The organism is Wenjunlia tyrosinilytica (genome assembly GCF_014646055.1).
GTDB classification, from domain to species: domain Bacteria; phylum Actinomycetota; class Actinomycetes; order Streptomycetales; family Streptomycetaceae; genus Wenjunlia; species Wenjunlia tyrosinilytica.
Map to the genome: position 1 here is coordinate 82,484 of NZ_BMMS01000006.1, position 19,594 is coordinate 102,077.

Sequence of the window (19,594 nt, forward strand, 5' to 3'; positions counted from 1 at the left end):
CCGGCGAGGTGCGGCCGGTGCCGTCCGGTGCCGGGGCGAACCGGGAACCGGCCGCCTGGCTGGGGCGCGAGCCGATGGGCGGGTGAACGCGGGGGATCCCGGGTGGGCGGTCCAGGGGGCCGGGGTGCCACGGGGCCGGGGTGCCGTTGGAACCGCCCGCCCGGCGGAACCGTTCCCCTGGGGGGACGGCGACGAGGGGGCGGGGATGGTCGAGCTGGTTCCAGGCGCCAACAGGCCGATGCCGGAGGGCGCCGTCTCAATCCGGGTGCGGGGCCCGTTCGACGTGTCCGTCCTCATCACCGGTGACGACGGGAAGGTGGCGGGCGACGGCGACTTCGTCTTCTACAACCAGCCGTCCGCCCCCGGCGCCCGGCTGAGCGGAGACACGGTGACCGTGGACCCCCGGCGGCTGCGTCCGGGGGCCGGGCGGGTGACCGTGGTCGTCGCCGCCGCAGCCACCGGCACCCCGCTCGGTCGACTGCCCGCCCCGGCCATGGTGGTCACCGGTGGCGGTGGGACGGTCCTGGCCCGGTTCACCCCGCCGCGCCCGACAGTTGAGAGGGTCCTGCTCGTCGCCGAGCTCTACCGGCGCGCAGACCAGTGGAAGCTGCGGGCCCTCGGACACGGCTATGCGGAGGGCCTGGCCGCCCTCGCCCGTGACTTCGGCGTCGACGTCGAGGAAGAGGCCGAGCCCGAGCGCGAGGCCGAGCCCGAGCGGTACGGCGGGCAGCCGGGAGCGGGGCACGGCTGGCAGTCGGCCGTGGGGTACGGCGGGCAGCCGGGCGGGGCGGCCGACGGCCCGGACGGCTTCCTCCACCTCGTCAACGCCGAACGCTCCCGGGTGGGCGCCCCACCGGTGACCGTCGACCCGAGGCTGGCCACCGCGGCCCGTACCCACGCGTCGGCCATGGCCGCCCAGGGCCTCCTCGCCATCGAGGGCCCCGACGGGACGTCGGTCTTCCACCGCGTGGCCGCCGGCGGCTACGCCTACCTCTCCATCGCCGAGCAGATCGTCTCCGGGCCGCGTACCCCGGGCGAGTTCGTGTCCTACTGCCTGGGCGAGGGGAAGTACACCGGCACCTTCCACGACCGGGCGTTCACGCAGGTGGGGATCGGCAGCGCCGTGGGCGGCCGGTCCGGGGACGTCTACTGGACCGCGCTGTGGGCCCGGCCGTTCACCGCGGCGGGCCTGGCCGATGTGGCACGGGAGGTGATCGCGCTCACCAACGCCGAACGGGCGGGTGCCGGGCTGGCGCCGCTGGCCCCCGACATGCGCCTGACCGCGGCGGCGCAGGGCCACAGCGACGACATGGTCACCCGTGACTTCTACTCCCACACCACGCCGGAGGGCCGTGAACCGTGGGACCGGGCCGCCTCCGCCGGATGCGCCCACCGCGGCATCGGCGAGAACATCGCCTGCGGCCAGCGCACCCCCGCCGAAGTGGTCCTGGGGTGGATGAACAGCCCGGGCCACCGCGCCAACATCCTCAAACCCGACTTCACGCACATCGGCATCGGGTACGCCACCGGCAGCCGTGCGGGCACCTACTGGACCCAGCTGTTCGGCATGGCCCGCTGACCCGGCCCGCCGACGGTTCCCCGCCGGCAGCCGGGCCGCGGTTGCGGTTGCTCCGAGGCCCCTGAATCCCCCCGGCCGTCGCGCCCACGGGCACCCGCGTGGAGATCCCCCTCGTCGACGGACAGGGCGGCGGACCGCGAGGCACCCTGGAACGTCTGCGCCCGGAACCCGGGGACATGCTCCCGAGGGACGGTGTCCCTATCACCGGCTTTCGCCTGTCCCTCTTCAAGGGGATGGGCAGTACCCGCGGCAACGCGGAAACGAGCTTCATCCGCAGCGTGGACAACGCCGTGGACCGCTTTCACGCGGGGGTCGTGGCTCAGTTGGATCCCGTGCCCGCGCGCCGCGTTCAGGCCGCCGAGCCGGTGGCCACCGGGTGAACTCCGCGTCGGCCTGGGCTGCTTGACTGGACTCCGCAAGGGCCGGTGCGGGTGAAGGGGCGGGCATGGAGGAGTTGGGGGCGGACGATCCCGGGGAGGTCGGCGGGTACCGGGTGCGGGGGCGGCTGGGGATGGGCGGGATGGGGGCGGTCTATCTCGCCTACACCCGTGGTGGCCAGGCCGTCGCCCTGAAGGTGATCCGGCGGGAGTTCGCCCAGGACCTGGAGTTCCGTCGGCGGTTCACCCGTGAGGCCGAGGCGGCCCGGCGTGTGCAGGGGCCCTACACCGCGGCCGTGGTGGACAGCAATACGGAGGGGCCGCAGCCGTGGCTCGCCAGCGCCTATGTGCCCGGGCCCTCGCTCAGCGCCGCCGTGCGCCGGCATGGACCGCTGCCCCTGCCGACGGTGTTCCAGCTGACGGCCGGAGTGGCCGAGGCGCTCCAGTCCATCCACAGGGTGGGGGTGGTCCACCGGGATCTGAAGCCCTCCAATGTGCTGCTGGCCTCGGACGGGCCCCGCGTCATCGACTTCGGCATCGCCCGGGCGGCGGACGCCACGGCGTTGACCGGATCGGACGCCCGACTGGGCACGCCCGCCTATATGGCGCCGGAACAGATCTCCGGCGGTGATGTGGGCCCAGCGCTGGATGTCTTCGCGCTGGGCCTGCTGACGTACTTCGCCGCCACCGCGGGCCATCCGTTCGGTGAGGGGAGCGGGCATGCGCTGCTGTACCGGATCGTGGCCGAGCAGCCGGACCTGAGCGCCTGCCCGGCCGAGCTGCGGGATCTGGTCACCGCCTGCCTGGCGAAGCAACCGCACGAGCGGCCCACTCCCTCCGAAGTGATCGACCTCTGCGCCGAACGGGCGGGTGAGGGGGTACTGGAGAGGGTGTCGCATGGGTGGCTCCCACCGGCGGTGGCCGGGCAGGTGCCGCGGCGGGAGCCGACGCCCCATCCCAGCCCCGTGCCGGCGGATGTTCCGCCGGTGGCCCCTGCGGTCCTCCCACCGGTTGCCCCTCTGGTTGTCGCCCCGCCGCCCTCTGCTGCCCCGCCGCCCTCTCCTGCCCAGGCGGCCGACCCACCCACGCGGCCCCCGCTGTCCCCGGCCCCGGTCCCCACCCCCTCGCCCGAGCGGAGCGGGCGAAGGTCCCCGGCACGGATCGCCGGTGCGCTGCTTGCGGCTCTGGTCGTCATCGGCGGGGCGACATTCGCCGTCGTTCAGCTCACCGGGGACGGCAAGGGCGAGGGCAGCGGTGGCAACCCCGCGGCGGGAGGGAAGCCCCTGGGCGACATCGTCGTCGCCGGGAAGCCTGTCACCGGGTCACGGCGCCTGGATGACAAGGGGACAACCGTGCCCTACCAGCGCACCTACACCGCGGGCGAGTTGTACTCCTCCGTCACCGGCTTCCGTTCGCGTGCCTACGGGTCCAGCCAGCTCGAGGCGATGTTCCAGTCCGTCCTCGACGGCACGGACGGACGGCTGAGCAAGTCGTCCGGACCGGGCAACGTGGTGACGACGATCGACCCTTCCGTCCAGAAGGCGGCCTTCGAGGCGCTGGGCGACAAGAAGGGCGCGGCCGTGGCGATCGACCCGTCCAACGGGGCCATCCTCGGGCTGGTCAGCACGCCCTCGTACGACCCGTCGGTCTTCAGCGGGAACAGCACGTCGGACAAGGCCAGTTGGACGAAGCTCAACGGGGACGCCACCGGTCCGCTGCGCAACCGCGCCCTGCGCGAGACCTATCCCCCCGGCGCCACCTTCCAACTGGTGGCGGCAGCGGCGGCGTTGGAGAGCGGCCTGTACCGGTCGGTCGACGACAGGACCGACAGCCCGGATCCCTATGTCCTTCCCCGGACCAGCACCCAGGTCACGAGCGGCGACACCTCGGGCGCCTGCGCGAACGCCAGCCTGCGCACCGCGCTCGTCCTCTCCTGCTCCAACGTCTTCGCGAAGGCGGCCGCCACGCTCGGGGAGGACAAGGTGAGGGCGACCGCGGAGAAGTTCGGCTTCAACACCGAGAAGCCGAAGGTGCCCGTGGCGGCCGCGCAGAGCGTCTTCCCGGAGGGGATGCGGTCGGCGGAGGTGGCGCTGTCGGGCCTCGGGCAGTTTGAGGTGCGGGCGACGCCGCTCCAAATGGCCATGGTCTCCTCGGCGCTGGCGAACGGCGGCAAGCTGTTCTCACCGCACATGGTGGCGCGGCTGACCGACTCACGCGGCAGGACGCTGCGGACGTACGGAGGCTCCAAGCCCTCGCAGGTGGTCAGCGCGAACACGGCGAGCGAGCTGCGCAAGGCGATGGTCGACGTCGTCATGGACGGCACGGGCGGGGGCGTCCGCCTCCACGACACCCTGGTCGGCGGCAAGCCCGGCATCACCCAGACCTCCGAGGGAGGCCGACAGGCGCGGTACACCTGGTTCACCTCCTACGCCCAACGCGGCACGAACGGCAAGGAAGTGGCCGTGGCGGTGGTCGTGGAGGACCCGTCACCCACCTCCGCCGCCGACGGCGGCCTGGCCGCCCGGATCACCAAACGAACGATTTCGGCGGCCTTCGACTGAGCCTGCCATTCGGCCGAGCCCTGCCTTCGACCGAGCCCGGACCGAGGGCGTCGTACAGCACGGCGGTCATCGTGTGATCGCCGCCTTTCGCTCGATGCGGTGGGCCGGCAGTGCGGCCGGGATCGTGATGGCGAGGTAGAGCACACCGGTGGTGAGCAGGATCGCGATCACCGCGACGACGTCCTGGACGGCTTCTTCCCCTAGGCGGCCGGCCAGTTCGACGGCCTGCGCCACCGCCGCCACCACGGACACGGCTTCTACAACGGCACCCCGGACGCCGAGATCGCCGAGGGCAGCCCGGCGCTGGGCATCCAGCGCTGGGCCGAACGCGGCATCGTCACCCGAGGGCTCGTCCTCGATGTGAGCCGGTTCCGGCGGGAGACGGGGCGGCCGATCGACCACGAGCGCGCAGAGCACCTGGACGCGGAGTCGCTGAGCGCCACCGCGCGAGCCCAGGCCGTCCACCCCCGCCCGGGTGACGCCCTCCTCCCGCACACCGACTGGCGCAGTGGTAGCTCGGCCTCGACTCGGCAGCGCAGCGGCGGGTCCGCGAGCCCCGCCGATTCACCGGCGTCGACCAGGACCATGACGTCCTCGCCTGGCTGTGGGACCACCGTTTCGCCGTGATCGCCGCCGACACCTTCGCCTTCGAGGCACTCCCCGCCCGGACCGGCTCCCCCTTCGGCGGCGGGACCGACAGCGGCATGATGCACCAGCGCCTCATCGCCCTCCTGGGCTTCGCGATCGGCGAGCTGTGGCGCCTGACCCCCCGGCCGAAGCCTGCGCGAGCGACCACCGCTGGACCTGCCAACTCGTAGCCGCGCCTTTGAACCTCCCGGGCGCCGCGGGCTCCCCCGCCAACGCCACCGCGATCCGCTGACCCGGACCGCTGACCCGGACCGCTGCGCCGGACCGCTGCGCCGGACCGCTGCGCCGGGTTGATGCGGCCCGTCCCGGCGGTACGGGCGCGTGAGCTGCCCGCCGCCTCACACCCACCCGCGTTCGCGGGCGAGGCGGGCGGCGGTGTGGCGGTTTTCGGCGTGCAGTTTGGCGGTGGCGGAGGAGAGGTAGTTGCGGACGGTGCCGGGGGAGAGGGATGCCCTGCGGGCGATCTCGGCGATCGGGGCGCCGTCCGCGGCCAGTTCCAGGACCTCGGCCTCACGGGCCGTCAGCGGGGAGTCCCCCGCGCTGATGGCGTCGGCGGCCAGGTCGGGGTCGATGTAGCGGCCTCCGCTGTGCACGCTCCGGATGATCTCGGCGAGCCGTTGCGCCGACACCGTCTTCGGCACAAAGCCGCGCACCCCTGCGGCGAGGGCACGCTTGAGGTGACCCGGCCGGCCGTGGCCGGTGACGATCATCGTCCGGCACTCGGGCAGCCCGGTCCTCAGCGCCGTCGCGACCGCCACGCCGTCCTTCCCGCCCGGCATCTGCAGATCCAGTACGGCGACGTCCGGCCGGTGTGCCATGGCCATGGCGACCGCCTCCGGCCCGGAAGCCGCTTCCGCCACGACCAGCAGGTCGTCCTCGTACGACAGCAGCGCCGCCACCGCGCCGCGGATCAGATGCTCGTCGTCCGCGAGCAGCACCCTTATGCGCTCGGCTCGCATACCGCGTCGCCCCCCTTCGGCGGCGCGAGGGGCGAGGACCGGACCGGGGACCCTGCCGGCGCGGCGCCGGGGTCGCGTGGCAGGGGGACTCCCACCGTCAGACGGAAGACTCCCGCCTTCGACTCGGCGGCCAGCGTGCCCCCGAGCGCGTCGAGTCGTTCCCGCAGCCCGGCCAGCCCCGAGCCGGCCGTTCCGCGTTCGGCGGAACCCCCGGCGGGCTCGGGCACACCGTCGTTCTCCACCGTCAGCACCACCGAGGCGCCCAACGCCAGGTGGATCGTGCAGCGCCGTGCCTCGCTGTGCCGCAGCACATTCGTCGTGGCCTCCCGGATCACCCAGCCCAGCGCCGTCTGGATCTGTGGCGGCAGCGAGCCTCCGCGGTCCCCCTCGGCCCGCCCGTCGACGCCCGCCGCGCCCAGGACGGACAGCGCACCGGCCAGTTCGACCGCCAGATCGGCCTTGCGGTAGCCGCGCACGACCTCGCGGACCTCGCGCTGCGACTCCTGGGCGATGCGCTGGATCTCGATCATCTGCTCCACCACCTCGGGCCTGCCCCGCCGTGCCAGATGCACGGCGAGCTCGCTCTTGAGCGCGATCACCGCCAGATTCCGTCCCATCACATCGTGGAGGTCCCGCCCGAAGCGCAAACGCTCCTCGGCGACCGCCAGTTGCGACTGCACCTCGCGGGCGGCGTCCAGTTCCCACACCGCGCTCAGCAGCCAGGCCGAGCAGCCGCTGGTGATCACCCACCCGAATCCCGCGAGGAGCACGGCGACGGCGATGACCAGGGCCTCGTCACCGAGCCCCAGCACCGCCGCCACCGCGGCCGTCCCGGCCGCCGTGCCGAACACGGTGCAGAGCATCCGGCGCGTCCCCCGGATGGCGAGCACCAGAGCGCCGAGACCGAACGCGGTGAAGACGACGACGGGCGCCGGTACATCCGCAGCGTTCGAGATGGTCCCGGTCGCCCGCGCCACCAGCGTCGCGACCGCGCCGAGGCCGGAGAGCACGACGACGGCGACGAACAGCCGGTTCGGCCGGTCGCGGCGCCCCAGCGCCCAGTCCAGGGCCCTGGACGACAGCATCGCGCACAGCAGGGCGTGCAGGGCGACGAGCGCCGACAGCCCCGCGGCCAGCCATTCCGGGAGGTCCCCCTGCCCGACGGTGAGGCCGATCAGGCCCAATTCGAGGAGCGCGAAGGAGTGGAACGACCCCCGTGTGTACAACTCGATCCGGGCGGGGTCGCTCCGCCGGTCCCACCAGCCCGTCAGTCTCGACATCGTCTCTCCGGTGGGTCGGCGGATTTCCGGGTGGTGAGCGGGATTTCCGGTCGGCGGATTTCCCGTGGTCAGCGGCGCGGTTCCCAGCGGAACCATCGGCGTACAGCAAACACGGCCAGGCCCGTCCAGACCAGTGCCGTGGCCAGCGCCCCGAGCACATCATGGGCCCCGACGCCGCCGACCCACCCGGCCCGGACGAGTTCCAGTACCGGGGTCATCGGCAGCAGGCGGCACACATTCGCCAGCGCGTCCGGCATCGTCTCCAGGGGGATGATGAGTCCGGAGCCCACCAGCGACAGGAACAGCAGCGGCGTCGTGGTGATCTGGGCCATCTCCACGGTCCGCGTGATGACCGTGGACGCGGCGGCCAGCGCCGTCAGCAGGACCAGTCCCAGGGCGACTGCGGCCACCAGGAGTTCCGCTCGCTCGGGCATGTCGAGATCGAGCAGTGCCGTCCCCGCTGCGATCAGCACCAGGCACTGCACGAGCGCCACCGCCACCGCCGGGAGGGCCGTGCCGACCAGGATCTCCAGGTCGCTCGCCTCGCCCGTGCGCAGCCGCTTGAGCACCAGCTCCTCACGCCGCGCCACATACACGGTCACGAGGTTGTAGTAGACGACGAAGAGCAGGACGAAGCCGACGCCGCCGCTCATCGACACGGCGTTCACATCCAGCCCGGTCTTCTCGAGGTCCATCTGCGCGATCGTCGGGCGCATGACGGCGACCATGCCGACGGGCAACAGCAACGCGGTGAGCATCGCCAGGGTGTTCCGTGACAGCAGGGTGAGTTCGGCCCGCCCGAGCGCGGTCACGCGGCCCATGGGGGTGGTCGTGGTGGTGATGGTCGCCGTCATGCCGCACCTTCCGTCCTGTTGCCCGCGATCACGAGGAACGCCTCCTCCAGCGACGCCGAGCGGGCGTCCAGCCGGTCCAGCCGCACATTCCGCTCCTCCGCCCAGCGCAGCAGGACGGTGAGCGACTTCTGGAGCCGCTCGGTCCGCAGGGTGACGCGCCCGTCCCGCACCTCGTGCCCGAGCACGTCCAGTCCTGGCAGGGGCGGCAGGTCACCCAGGAGCAGGCCGTCCGGCAGGCCGAAGGAGATATGGGCCGGACGGGCGGCCGTGACCTGCGCGGGAGTACCGGAGGCGACGATCCGGCCCTCCCGCATGATGGCCAGCCGGTCGGCGAGGGTCTCCGCCTCCTCCAGGTGGTGCGTGGTCAGGAGCACGGTCGTGCCGCCGGCCTTCAGCTCCCGCACCAGCTCCCATGTGTCGCGACGCGCCTCGGTGTCGAGCCCGGCCGTCGGCTCGTCCAGGAACAGCACCTCCGGCTGCCCCAGCAACGCCAGTGCCAGGTCCAGGCGCCGCCGTTCACCGCCGGACAGCTGCTTGGTCCGCACCCTGGCCCGCGCGCTCAGCCCGACCATGCCCAGGACCTGGTCCACCGGCCGCGCGCCGCTGACGCAGCCCGCCCACATCCGGGCGGTCTCGGTCACCGTGAGGTCGGAGGGGAAGCCCCCTTCCTGGAGCATCATGCCGACCCTCGGCCGGATCCGGGCCCTTTCCGCGCGGGGGTCGTGGCCCAGGACGCGGACCGCCCCGCCGCTCGGCCGGGCCAGTCCCTCCAACAGCTCGATCATGGAGGTTTTCCCGGCCCCGTTGGTCCCCAGCAGCGCGAACAGCTCACCGCGCGCCACCTCGAACGACACTCCCCGTACGGCCTCGAAGCCGCCCCCGTACCGGCGGCACACCTCGGCGGCCTCGATCACGCTCTCCTCGATGTTCATGCCATCAGCGTCCGGCCTCGCGACCGCCCGGAGCGGTGCGCACTGTCATCAACTGAGATGACGTATGTCATGGGCGGCCGTCAGGAGCGCGCGTCGCGCCGCACCTGGGCGGCGGCGGGAGGTGCTCGGGCAGGAGCGCGCCACCTGTCGGGACATCGCGGATCGTCCTATGATCGTTACTCCGTGTGCGAGGGGGGCGAACATGGCGGCAGGCGGTTCGGCGTCACGGCGGGCGCAGGAAGCACGGCGGCAGGAGCGGCTGTTACGCGAGCAGTGGCGGGCGGCCGGCCGTCGGGCCCGCCGCTGGGAGGCGGCCGGCGAGGGGGAGCGGCGGGTCGCCGCTCAGTTGCTGGTGCTGACCGAGCGGGGGTGGCGGCTCCTCGTGGACCGGCGGTGGCCGGGTACGCGCGAGGCCAATGTGGACATGCTCCTCGTCGGTCCGGGCGGCGTCTTCGTCATCGACGTCAAGAACTGGCGGGCCGCTCCCGAGCCTTCGGACGGCCGGCTGTGGGCCGGTGGTGAGTCACGTGACGATCACGCGCGCAAGCTCATCCGGATGACCAAGACCGCCGAGGGCGCGGTGGCGGCGCTGGGAATGTCCCCCGTGGCCGTTCAGCCGCTCATGGTCTTCGCGGGGCAGCGCGTCGACGCCGAACTGGGCAGGATCCGGCTGCTGGGCGAGTACGAGGTCGGGCCCGCGCTGCTGTCGCAGAGCCGTCGTCTGCGGGCGGATTCGGTCCGCGTCATCGCCGACCAACTCGAGCGCGTCTTCCCCGACTACGAGGGATCGGACCTCACGGAAGCCGCCCCGGGAACACCTGAGACGCCCGAGGGACCCGACGTGCCCGCGAAGCCCCGGAACGACGACGGCTCCGACGGCCTCTTCGACCTCGAGGGCCTGCGCGAGGCCGCCCTCGACGAGGCACGGCGGGCCCCCATCGAGCAGTGGATGACGTTCCTCCACCCCGACCAGGTCGCGCTGGTCCGCCGCAACTGGGAGGGCCCCGCGCGCATCACCGGCCCGGCCGGCACCGGAAAGACCGTCGTCGGCCTGCACCGCGCGGCCTACCTCGCCCAGCGCACCACCGGCCGGATCCTGTACGTCACCTTCGCCAACAACCTGCCCCGCGTCCAGGGCACCTTCCTCAAGACCATGTCGCCCGCCGTGGCGGACCGGGTCGACTTCCGCAGCCTCCACTCCTGGGCGCAGGAGTTCCTCCATGGCCGCGGTGTGCCCGTCCGCCTGCACGGGGACAAGGCGGAGACGGCGTTCAGCCTCGCCTGGAAGCACGTCGGACGCGAGAGCTGCCTCGCCGAGATCGACCCGGCGCCGGGCTACTGGCGCGAGGAGATCGACTACGTCATCAAGGGCCGCGGCATCACCTCCTTCGAGGAGTACGCCGCCGTGCCCCGGCGCCGCCGCCGGGCGACCCTGCGACGGCCGCACCGGCAGGCGGTCTGGGCGCTGTACGAGGCCTACGAGTCCGGGCGCGTCGAGCGCGGGGTGCACGACTTCAACGACGTCCTCTCCCTGGCACTGGCCGAGGCGGGCAACGCCGCCAAGTCCCCCTACGCCGCCGTGATCGTGGACGAGGTCCAGGACCTGACGCTCGTCGGCGTCAGGCTGCTCCACGCCCTGGTCGGCGATGTCCCCAACGGCCTGCTCCTGGTCGGGGACGGACAACAGGCCGTCTATCCCGGAGGGTTCCGGCTGTCCGACGCGGGTATCGACATCCGCGGTGGACGGGGGCAGGTGCTGCGCACCAACTACCGCAACAGCAAGGAGATCCTGGACGCCGCCCTCGAACTCGTCGCCAAGGACGACTTCGAGGACATCGACGGCCTGCGCACCCCCGGTCGGCGCGACATCGACCTGACGTACTACGACGGCCGGGTGCACCGCGTTGTGACGCCAACGGTCGCCGTGCACGACCAGGCCCTTCTCGACTCCCTGCTCGCCCTGCCGTCGTCCGAGCGCGCCGACGCCGCCGTGCTGTGCCCCTCGATGCGGGCCATCGGCCACTACCGGCGCCTGCTGGCGCAGGCGGGCATCGAGGTGCGCCTGCTGGAGCACTACGACGGCCGGCCCGTCGAGGCCGTGAAGCTCGGCAGCTACCGCCGCGCCAAGGGCCTGGAGTTCAAGCGCGTCTATCTGCCCCAGCACGATGCCGCGTCGACGCACGAGTCCGCGGCGTCCGAGACCGCGCGTGAGCGTGAGGAACTCGCCCGCAGCCGGCTGTTCGTGGCCATGACGCGAGCCCGGGATGTGCTGTGGCTGGGCAGCGTCCGGCCGGATCGCTGATGTCCCTGGCCACTGACCGTGCGGTACGCCCCGGATGTCACCGCTCCCCGGATGTCCCCTCCCCGCATGTCACCGCTCGGCGGTCGCGCGCAGGACCGGCTTCACATCGAGAACGGGAGTGCCGTCGATCGCTTCGAGACCGCTGACGGTGATCGCGTCGCCGTCGTCCTCGACATCGGTGATGGTCACCGTGTGCAGCCCGATCGGGTTGGGGCGGTCCGGTGACCGGGTCGAGAACACGCCCTGGCGAGGCCGGTCGGTGTTGCCGCGAGGGTGGACGGACAGCACATCGCGAGAGCCCTGGTGGAGCCAGGTCAGGAGGACCACCTCCTCGCCCACCCGCAGATCGGCCGCCGCCTCCCGCAGCTCGGGCCGGAAGACGATTCGCGCGGCCGGTGCTCCTTCGTCGCCCTGCTTGGGCGCGCCGGCGCGGTCGGTCAGCGGTGATTCCACCCGGCCGACCGGGCGCACGGGGTACTCCGGCTCGCTCGGTCCCGCCTCCCGACCTTCCGCTCCTTCCGTGTCAGGTACCACCCACGTCCCGTCGCGCATGAGGTCGCGGTCGGTGAGTTCGTTGGCCTCCCGCCAGGCCTGCAACCGCTGCGGCTCGATGCGGAAGTAGAGATAGGAGGTGGTGAGCTCACGCGGGTCGAAGCCCGTCTTGGCGGCGAACGCGTCGCCGAGTCCGCCGGTGAGCTCGGTGGCCGCGAGCGGGCGCACCGTACCCTCGATGAGGACGAGATCGCGGGTCGGGCCGATGCCGAGGCGGACCTTGCCGGTGCCCCGCAGATTGCGGCCGGTGGGGCTGGAGGCCGGGGTGGAGACCAGCAGGGTGCCGCCGTCCCACAGGAACGACAACGGGATGAGGTAGGGGGTCCCTCCTTCCTCGTCGGCCGTGGCCACCCAGGCGTCGACGTCGTGCTCGAGCCGGTTCAGCGCGTCCTGCCTGCGCTGCTGAGGGGTGCGGGGCGGCGGGGTCATGGTGGGCGGGTCTCCTCATCGCTGATCGGATCAATCAGGCGGGCAGGACACGGGTGGCGGGAACGGGGCAGGGACGCGGGTGGCGCGAAAGGCCGGCCGCGGCCCCGGCACCATGTGACCGGGACGATCGGGGTGATCAAAGGAATCATGCCCCGCCCTGCGCCCGTTCGCCGTGGTGCCGGGTGTACTCAGGCGGGCTGGACGAGTCCGATGACATTGCCGTCCGCGTCCTTCACGGTGGCGATCAGCTTGCCCTCGCCGACGTCGCCGATCTCCTGCTGCGCCTGCGCGCCCGCGTCCAGGAGCGCCTGCACACTGCTCTTGATGTCGTCCACCTGCCAGTAGGTGACCGGGCCGGTCATGCCCTTGCGGTGGCCGTGGGGATCGAGGCCCACATCCAGGCCGTCGACGTCGTAGCCGACGTAGTAGGCCTCGTCCATGATCGGCTCGACGCCCAGAAGCGCGCCGAACACGGCCTTCGCCTTCGCCAGGTCCTGCACGGGGTAGATGATCGTCTTGATGCCGTTGGCCATGGTGTACTCCTGATTCGTGATGCCGTGATGCCGTGATGCCGTGGTGTCGTTCGCTCGTCGGATCGACCGGATCGTGTCCGTCACTCCTATGACAGACCGCGACGGAGGAATGTGACGGATGGAAGAGCACGAGTTTCTGGCGGAGCGCTTCGAGGCGCACCGCCCCCACCTTCGGGCCGTCGCCTACCGAATGCTCGGCTCGTCCAGCGATGCCGAAGACGCTGTTCAGGAGGCATGGCTGCGGGTCAGCCGCTCCGACACCGGCGATGTGGAGAACCTGGGCGGATGGCTGACGACGATCGTGGCGCGCGTCTCGCTGAACATGCTCCAGTCCCGGAAGTCACGGCGTGAGGATCCACTGGACGCCGGCCTGGCCGAGCCGCCCGCGCCGCGCGAGGAAGGCGTCGATCCCGAGTACGAGGCACTGCGGGCCGACGCCGTCGGGCGGGGGCTGCTCGTCGTGCTCGACACCCTGACGCCCGCCGAACGCCTCGCGTTCGTGCTGCACGACATGTTCGCCGTGCCGTTCGACGAGATCGCCCCCATCGTCGAGCGCTCGCCCGCCGCCGCGCGGCAGCTCGCGAGCCGCGCCCGCCGCCGGGTGCAGGATTCGGACGCCGGCTGCGGCGCCGATCCGGTACGCCAGGGGGAGGTCGTGGACGCCTTCCTCGCGGCGTCACGCGAGGGTGACTTCGACGCGCTGCTCGCCCTGCTCGACCCGGATGTCGTCGTGCGCGCCGACAGCGCGGCCGTGGCCGCGGGCGCGGCGAGCGAGGTCCGCGGCGCGTCGGCCGTGGTCAGCACCTTCCTGGGCCGCGCCCGGGCCGCGCAGTCGGCACTCGTCGACGGAGCGGCGGCGGCCGTGTGGGCCCCGGGCGGGCGGCCCCGTGTCGTGTTCGGCTTCACGATCACGCCCGCGGGCAGGATCACAGCGATCGAACTGCTCGCCGACCCCGCGCACCTGGGCCGACTGGATGTGAAGATCCTGGAGGTCTGACGGCCGGCGCGCCCGGTGGCCGGGCGGACCTCGGGGCCGCCGGCTCCTCGGGTTGAGGCTTCCCGCGTTCGGCGTAGCGTGGGATGAGGCGGCTCCGCAAGAGCACGTGGAGCGCGGGGAGCGCGTGGTCCACGTGGACCACGTGGAGCACGGAGAGCACGTCCGGCACGAGGAGCGGGTGGCGTCCATGGGCAAGCCCTCGATCAACCAGCTGCGGGAACGCGTGCATGGAGCGGTGGTCACTCCGGACAGCGGCACATATGACGAGGCGCGCACGGTCTACAACGCGATGGTCGACCGGCGCCCGGCCGCCGTTGTGCGGTGCGCCAACGCCGGTGACGTCATGGCCGCGGTGGAGTTCGCGCGCGAGAACGACGCCGATCTGGCCGTGCGCGGCGGTTCGCACAGCGTGCCGGGCTTCGGTACGTGCGACGACGGAGTGGTCGCCGACTTGTCCGGGATGCGAGGTGTCCGCGTCGATCCGACACGGGGGACGGCCCGTGCGGAGGGCGGGGCGACATGGGGCGACTTCAACGCCGCGACATACCCGTTCGGCATGGGCACAACCGGCGGCATCATCTCCACGACCGGCGTCGGCGGCCTCACCCTCGGCGGCGGCATCGGGCACCTGTCACGACGACTGGGCCTGAGCTGCGACAACCTCGTCTCGGCCGATGTGGTGACCGCGGACGGCCAGTTCCTCGTGGCGAGCGAGAAGGAGCACGACGACCTGTTCTGGGCCCTGCGCGGCGGCAGCGGCAACTTCGGGGCGGTCACCTCGTTCGAGTTCAGGCTCAGCCCCGTCAAGGACATCTACGGCGGCTTGATGCTCTTCGAGATGGAGGACGCCGGGGCGATACTGCGTACATTCCGCGAGGTCATCGCCGACGCGCCGGAGGAACTCGGCGCGTTCCCGGCCTTCCAGATCGCCCCGCCGCTGCCCTTCATCCCGCAGGACCGGCACGGTGACACCTTCGTTTTGATCGTGGCGTGCTGGACGGGCCCGCTGGAGGAGGGGGAGAGCGCGCTCCGGCCGTTCCGCGACGCGGCCCCGGTGGTCGCCGAGCACATCGGCCCGATGCCCTATCCCGCGCTGAACAGCGCGTTCGACGCACTGGTGCCGCCCGGGCTGCAGCACTACTGGAAGGCCAACTTCGTCACCGAGCTGACCGACGCGGCGATCACGGCGCATCTCGAGCACGCACCGGGGCTGCCCGCCGTGAACTCGACGGTCCACATCTACCCGATCAACGGGGCCTGCCACCGGGTGCCGCAGGAGGCCACGGCCTTCTCCCACCGGGACGCCTCGTTCGCCACCGTGATCGCCGGAATGTGGCCCGACCCGGCTGCCAACGAGGCGAACACCGCCTGGGTGCGCGACTACTACGAGGCGACGGCGCCCCACTCCGAGGCGGGCGGCTACGTCAACTTCATGGCCGAGGACGACCAGCCCCGGGTCAGGTCCAACTACGGCGCCAACTACGACCGCCTGACGGAAGTGAAACGCGCCTACGACCCGGGCAACCTCTTCCACCTGAACCAGAACATCAAGCCGTAGCCGCCGGGACGGGGTCAGCGCAGCCCCCGCCACGATGCTCCGGTGGGCTCGGCCTTCGCGGACCCGTACGAGCTTTCGTTCCAGCTGAGGGACGCCCGTTTCCAGCTGAGGGACGTCCGTTCCAGCTGAGAAACGTCCGTTTCTAGATGAGGGACGTCAGTGAGGAGGCGAAGTCCCTGATCTTGACGTTCTCGTTGTCGGTGCGCCAGCTGACCACGGCCCTCGCCGGCGGCAGGCCGGTCAGGGGCACGAACACCACCTCGGGGTGGCGGTAGTACTGCGTCAGCGCGGTGGAGGTCGCGCAGACCTCGTTGCTCGTCGCGACCCGGCTGAGCATCTCGTGCTGAGTATTGACCACCCGTCCCCTGGGGATGGGCAGGCCATTGGGCGTGGTGTGCGGCAGGAACCCCTTGCGGACCTCGCTGGGCGTCGCCCGCGGCAGCTCCACCATCGTGTGCTCGGCGAGTTCCTCGGCGCAGACCGACGATCTGGCCGCGAGTGGATTGTCACTGGCGACGGCGAGCACGCGGGGATACTCCGCGATCACCGGGCCGCTCGTCAGGTCGGGCTCCTGAACGGGCCAGATGGTGACCTGCATATCCACCTCCGCCCGGCGCAGCGGGCCGAAGTAGTCGGACCAGCGGGTCTCGGTCATGCTGACCGACCAATCCGGATGCGCACGGCGGAAGTCGGCCACGGACGAGTTCACCGCACCGGCGAACGGGCCGAGGAATCCGATGCGCAGTTCGCGCGCGAAGGCCCGGGTCTCCTCGATGGAGCGCTGGAGTCCGTCGAAGTTCGGCTTCACCCGTTCCAGCAGGAAGCGACCGGTCGGGGTGAGAGTCACCCTGCGGCTTGTGCGGTCGAACAGCTTGCCGCCGATGCGGCGTTCGAGCGACTGGATGAGCTGGCTCACCCGCGGCCGGGACAGCCCCAGCCGGTCCGCCGCTCTGGCGAAGTGGAGTTCCTCGGCGAGGACCAGGAACGCCTCGATCTCTCCGAGTTCGGTAAATGCCACTTACCGATCGTACAGAAGATGGGCCTTGATGGGTTGTTGACGCTTCGCGACGATGGGATCACTCCGACGTAGGCCCTTCCCGCGGGGGAGGAAGGGCCTACCGACGGGAGAGTCGTCCTCCCTGCCCGGCCCGCCACATCCGGCGTGCGACGGTGGCCGCCCTGCGCCGGGTCGTGGGCCGAACGTCGGCCGCCCGCTCTGCCATGAGCGAATCTGCTGCCGGCAGGATTCCCGATCGAGCCTCGAAATCCGTCCCACAGTGGAGCCACCGCGGCAACTCCGGCCGCGCCACGACAAGGAGGACCGATGGCTCCACTCATCACCGGCCGCGACCCAGCTCTCAACCCCCGAGCCTCCGAAGGCGATACACCCGCCACACGGTTCGACGACCATCTGGCCGCCCAACTCCTCACGCAGCGGATCGTCCTCCTCGGCACAGAGGTCGACGAGGTCTCCGCCAACCGCGTCTGCGCGCAACTCCTCCTGCTCTCGGCGGAGGACCCGCGCACCGACATCAGCCTCTACATCAACAGCCCGGGCGGTTCGGTGACGGCGGGCCTGGCGATCTACGACACGATGCGCCTGATCCCGAACGACGTCTCCACGCTCGCCATGGGGTTCGCCGCGAGCATGGGGCAGTTCCTTCTCACCGTCGGGGCGAAGGGGAAGCGCTGCGCGCTGCCGAACGCGCGGATCATGATGCACCAGCCGTCGGCCGGCATCGGTGGGACCGCGGCCGATGTGGCGATCCAGGCCGAGAACCTCCAGTTCATGAAGAAGGCCATCGAGCGGATCACCGCGGAGCACACCGGCCAGAGCGAGGAGGCGATCTCGCGCGACGGTGACCGCGACCGGTGGTTCACGGCCGAGCAGGCGAAGGAGTACGGCATGGTCGATCGCGTCGTCGACTCGCTCGACGACGTCCGCCCGGCCGGTTCGAGGCGACGGGTGGGGCTGTAGACATGAGTCAGTACACCATCCCGACCGTCGTCGAGCGCACCCCGCAGGGGGAGCGGGCCTACGACATCTACAGCCGACTGCTGTCCGAGCGGATCATCTTCCTCGGCACGGAGATCGACGACGGCGTGGCCAACGTCGTCATCGCGCAACTGCTCCACCTCGAGTCGTCGAGCCCGGAGCGCGAGATCGCGATCTACATCAACTCGCCCGGTGGCTCGTTCACCTCACTCATGGCGATCTACGACACGATGACGTTCGTCGGTGCGCCGATCTCGACGTTCTGCGTCGGACAGGCTGCCTCGACGGCGGCGGTGCTCCTGGCCGGGGGTGACTCCGGGCGGCGGTACGTGCTCGAACACGCCCGGGTCCTGCTGGGGCAGCCGTCGAGCGGCGGACGGCAGGGAACGGTCTCGGACCTCGGCCTCCAGGCCCAGGAGATGCTGCGGATCCGCTCCCAGGTGGAGGAGGTCCTGTCCCGGCACACGCCCCATGAGGTGGCGACGCTGCGCGCGGACATGGACCGCGACAAGGTGTTCACCGCGCACGAGGCGGTGGCATACGGCCTGGCGGACGAGGTGCTGAGCCGACGGATCGCGGCTGCCTGAGGCCCGGGTGGGCCCTCGCGGCAACCGCGATTCCGGGAGCCGGCAACCGTCAGGCGGCCAGACGCACTTCGCCCTGGCGCGAGGCCACCGGGGCACCGCCGAGCCGGGTGCTCAGCCGGGTGACCGAGGCGGGGGAGGTGCGCTTCCTCACGACCGACCGTGTTGACGGTGCCGACCTCGCCGACCTGGCCTCGTCGAGGCGGGCGAGCTCGCCCTGGGCCAGGGCGAGCAGGTCGGCCAGGCCGAGACCGAGGGCGTGGGCGGCGGCCGCGAGGACTTCGGACGAAGCCTCCTTGCGGCCGCGCTCGAGCTCGGAGAGATAGGGCATCGAGATCCGCCCGGCCTCGGCGACGTCCTTGAGCGTGCGTTCCTGCGCGAGGCGTTCGCGGCGCAGGACGTCACCGACGATGTGCCGCCACAGGGGCTCCTTCGCGGCGGGTGCGGCCGCGGGTGCCGGGGAGGCCGCGGCCGGGACCGCGGCCGGGACCGGGGGGCGAGCCGGTGCCTGAGCCGGTGCCGGTGGTGTGACGCGGGTCTGGTTCGGCGTGTGGTTGCTCACCTCCCCAGGGTAGGAGCGCCGCGCTCGCCGGGGAGCCAGGCGGCGTTCAGCCCTCGGCGGACAGGGAGCCCGCGTGGACAGGGAGCTCGCGTGGACAGGAAGCCTGCGCGGAACCCGCCCGAATCGTGAAGCGCGCGGGCTGTCGCCGATGAGTTCCGGTGCCCGCTCCGGTCTTATGGGTGGGAAGAAAGGAAGTGCACCCATGACCGACGTGACGGGATCCGGCACACCCATGATCGATCTGGAACCGGCCGCGCGCCGTATCGCCCTGCTCGCCGAAGGCGTCACCAACGACCAGCTCACCGCGCCCACACCCTGCCCGGGGTGCGCGGTGCGCAACATGCTCGGGCATCTGATCGGCCTGAGCGTCGCCTTCCGCGACGCCGGGCGCAAGGAGCTCGGCGAGACGACCGGCACTCCCCCGAACGCCGTCGTGCCCGACATCGAGGACGGCGAGAGCTGGCGCACCGAGCTCCCCCAGCGGCTCGACGAGCTCACCGCCACCTGGCGCGACCCCGAAGCGTGGGAGGGCATGACCCAGGCCGGCGGCCTCACCTTCCCGGCCGCCGAAGCGGGCCGTGTCGCCCTGAACGAACTCCTCATCCACGGCTGGGACCTCGCCCGCGCGACCGGCCAGCCGTACGACCCGGACACCCTGTCCCTGGAAGCGTCGTACGCGATGCTCGCCCCTACGGCGAACGAACGGCCCCCGGGCGGACCGTTCGGCCCGGCGGTCGAAATTCCGGCCGACGCCCCGCTCCTCGACCGGGTCATCGGCCTGAGCGGCCGAGACCCGTCGTGGAAGCCGTGACGAGCGTGCGGGGCGCCGAGTCGGTGCGGATGCCGGTGCCGGTGCCGGTGCCGGTGCGGGTGCGGGGGCCGGAGCCCATA

At 71.9% G+C, this 19,594-nt stretch carries 18 protein-coding genes and 2 pseudogenes; 11 read left to right on the plus strand and 9 right to left on the minus strand.

Going from position 1 to position 19,594, the window contains the following annotated elements:
• Nucleotides 1-205 precede the first annotated feature (205 nt).
• The 5 genes and pseudogenes from IEY86_RS08525 to IEY86_RS08545 all read left to right on the plus strand — a co-directional run bounded on the left by IEY86_RS08525 (nucleotide 206) and on the right by IEY86_RS08545 (nucleotide 5,335).
• Nucleotides 206-1,579 carry a CAP domain-containing protein gene (locus tag IEY86_RS08525; RefSeq protein ID WP_189130937.1) on the plus strand — a complete coding sequence of 458 codons (1,374 nt, stop codon included), beginning with the start codon at nucleotides 206-208 and terminating at the stop codon, nucleotides 1,577-1,579.
• A gap of 74 nt (nucleotides 1,580-1,653) precedes the next feature.
• Nucleotides 1,654-1,959 (plus strand): annotated as a pseudogene (locus tag IEY86_RS08530) (TerD family protein); the annotation flags it as partial.
• 65 nt (nucleotides 1,960-2,024) lie between these two features.
• Nucleotides 2,025-4,517, plus strand: coding sequence for a penicillin-binding transpeptidase domain-containing protein (locus tag IEY86_RS08535; protein ID WP_189130938.1), 2,493 nt, complete (start codon nucleotides 2,025-2,027; stop codon nucleotides 4,515-4,517).
• A 333-nt stretch (nucleotides 4,518-4,850) separates the two neighbouring features.
• On the plus strand, nucleotides 4,851-5,144 hold the full coding sequence (locus IEY86_RS38015; protein ID WP_506016875.1) for a hypothetical protein: 294 nt from the start codon (nucleotides 4,851-4,853) through the stop codon (nucleotides 5,142-5,144).
• Nucleotides 5,141-5,335 carry a hypothetical protein gene (locus IEY86_RS08545; RefSeq protein WP_189130939.1) on the plus strand — a complete coding sequence of 65 codons (195 nt, stop codon included), beginning with the start codon at nucleotides 5,141-5,143 and terminating at the stop codon, nucleotides 5,333-5,335. Before IEY86_RS38015 ends, IEY86_RS08545 begins: the two co-directional genes overlap by 4 nt.
• Before the next feature lie 168 nt (nucleotides 5,336-5,503).
• Here the strand turns inward: IEY86_RS08545 and IEY86_RS08550 are convergent, their stop codons facing one another.
• The 4 genes from IEY86_RS08550 to IEY86_RS08565 form a co-directional block, all read right to left on the minus strand.
• Nucleotides 5,504-6,124 carry a response regulator transcription factor gene (locus IEY86_RS08550; protein ID WP_189130940.1) on the minus strand — a complete coding sequence of 207 codons (621 nt, stop codon included), beginning with the start codon at nucleotides 6,122-6,124 and terminating at the stop codon, nucleotides 5,504-5,506.
• Entirely contained in the window at nucleotides 6,106-7,404 is a 1,299-nt protein-coding gene (locus IEY86_RS08555) for a sensor histidine kinase (RefSeq protein ID WP_189130941.1), read from the minus strand. The genes IEY86_RS08550 and IEY86_RS08555 overlap by 19 nt, the downstream gene beginning before the upstream one ends.
• Before the next feature lie 68 nt (nucleotides 7,405-7,472).
• Nucleotides 7,473-8,258, minus strand: a complete 786-nt coding sequence (locus tag IEY86_RS08560) for an ABC transporter permease (RefSeq protein ID WP_189130942.1) — start codon at nucleotides 8,256-8,258, stop codon at nucleotides 7,473-7,475.
• A complete protein-coding gene (locus IEY86_RS08565; protein WP_189130943.1) occupies nucleotides 8,255-9,190 on the minus strand; it encodes an ABC transporter ATP-binding protein in 936 nt (311 codons plus the stop codon). The genes IEY86_RS08560 and IEY86_RS08565 overlap by 4 nt, the downstream gene beginning before the upstream one ends.
• Before the next feature lie 202 nt (nucleotides 9,191-9,392).
• Between IEY86_RS08565 and IEY86_RS08570 the strand changes: the two genes are divergently transcribed.
• Nucleotides 9,393-11,492: a nuclease-related domain-containing DEAD/DEAH box helicase gene (locus tag IEY86_RS08570; RefSeq protein WP_189130944.1), complete on the plus strand. Its 2,100-nt coding sequence runs from the start codon at nucleotides 9,393-9,395 to the stop codon at nucleotides 11,490-11,492.
• Nucleotides 11,493-11,561: 69 nt separating this feature from the next.
• Here the strand turns inward: IEY86_RS08570 and tsaA are convergent, their stop codons facing one another.
• The 3 genes and pseudogenes from tsaA to IEY86_RS08580 all read right to left on the minus strand — a co-directional run bounded on the left by tsaA (nucleotide 11,562) and on the right by IEY86_RS08580 (nucleotide 13,006).
• Nucleotides 11,562-12,026, minus strand: coding sequence for a tRNA (N6-threonylcarbamoyladenosine(37)-N6)-methyltransferase TrmO (tsaA, locus tag IEY86_RS08575; protein WP_229698267.1), 465 nt, complete (start codon nucleotides 12,024-12,026; stop codon nucleotides 11,562-11,564).
• Nucleotides 12,015-12,473 (minus strand): annotated as a pseudogene (locus tag IEY86_RS36310) (pyridoxamine 5'-phosphate oxidase family protein); the annotation flags it as partial. The pseudogene IEY86_RS36310 and the gene tsaA, both read right to left, overlap by 12 nt.
• Nucleotides 12,474-12,661: 188 nt before the next feature.
• On the minus strand, nucleotides 12,662-13,006 hold the full coding sequence (locus IEY86_RS08580) for a VOC family protein (RefSeq protein WP_189130945.1): 345 nt from the start codon (nucleotides 13,004-13,006) through the stop codon (nucleotides 12,662-12,664).
• A gap of 118 nt (nucleotides 13,007-13,124) precedes the next feature.
• On the opposite strand from IEY86_RS08580, the gene IEY86_RS08585 reads away from it, so the two are divergent.
• Entirely contained in the window at nucleotides 13,125-14,003 is an 879-nt protein-coding gene (locus tag IEY86_RS08585; RefSeq protein WP_189130946.1) for a sigma-70 family RNA polymerase sigma factor, read from the plus strand.
• 124 nt (nucleotides 14,004-14,127) lie between these two features.
• Entirely contained in the window at nucleotides 14,128-15,561 is a 1,434-nt protein-coding gene (locus IEY86_RS08590; protein ID WP_308425115.1) for an FAD-binding protein, read from the plus strand.
• Nucleotides 15,562-15,703: 142 nt separating this feature from the next.
• Here IEY86_RS08590 and IEY86_RS08595 read toward each other — a convergent pair whose 3' ends face one another.
• Nucleotides 15,704-16,579, minus strand: coding sequence for a LysR family transcriptional regulator (locus IEY86_RS08595; protein WP_189130947.1), 876 nt, complete (start codon nucleotides 16,577-16,579; stop codon nucleotides 15,704-15,706).
• A gap of 306 nt (nucleotides 16,580-16,885) precedes the next feature.
• On the opposite strand from IEY86_RS08595, the gene IEY86_RS08600 reads away from it, so the two are divergent.
• Complete coding sequence (locus IEY86_RS08600) at nucleotides 16,886-17,539, plus strand: ATP-dependent Clp protease proteolytic subunit (protein ID WP_189130948.1); 654 nt, start codon at nucleotides 16,886-16,888, stop codon at nucleotides 17,537-17,539.
• 2 nt (nucleotides 17,540-17,541) lie between these two features.
• Entirely contained in the window at nucleotides 17,542-18,144 is a 603-nt protein-coding gene (locus IEY86_RS08605; protein ID WP_189130949.1) for a ClpP family protease, read from the plus strand.
• Nucleotides 18,145-18,193: 49 nt separating this feature from the next.
• Here IEY86_RS08605 and IEY86_RS36315 read toward each other — a convergent pair whose 3' ends face one another.
• A complete protein-coding gene (locus tag IEY86_RS36315) occupies nucleotides 18,194-18,703 on the minus strand; it encodes a helix-turn-helix domain-containing protein (protein WP_265804015.1) in 510 nt (169 codons plus the stop codon).
• Nucleotides 18,704-18,905: 202 nt separating this feature from the next.
• Here IEY86_RS36315 and IEY86_RS08615 point away from each other — a divergent pair, with 202 nt between their 5' ends.
• Complete coding sequence (locus IEY86_RS08615; protein WP_189130950.1) at nucleotides 18,906-19,514, plus strand: TIGR03086 family metal-binding protein; 609 nt, start codon at nucleotides 18,906-18,908, stop codon at nucleotides 19,512-19,514.
• Nucleotides 19,515-19,594: the final 80 nt, after the last annotated feature.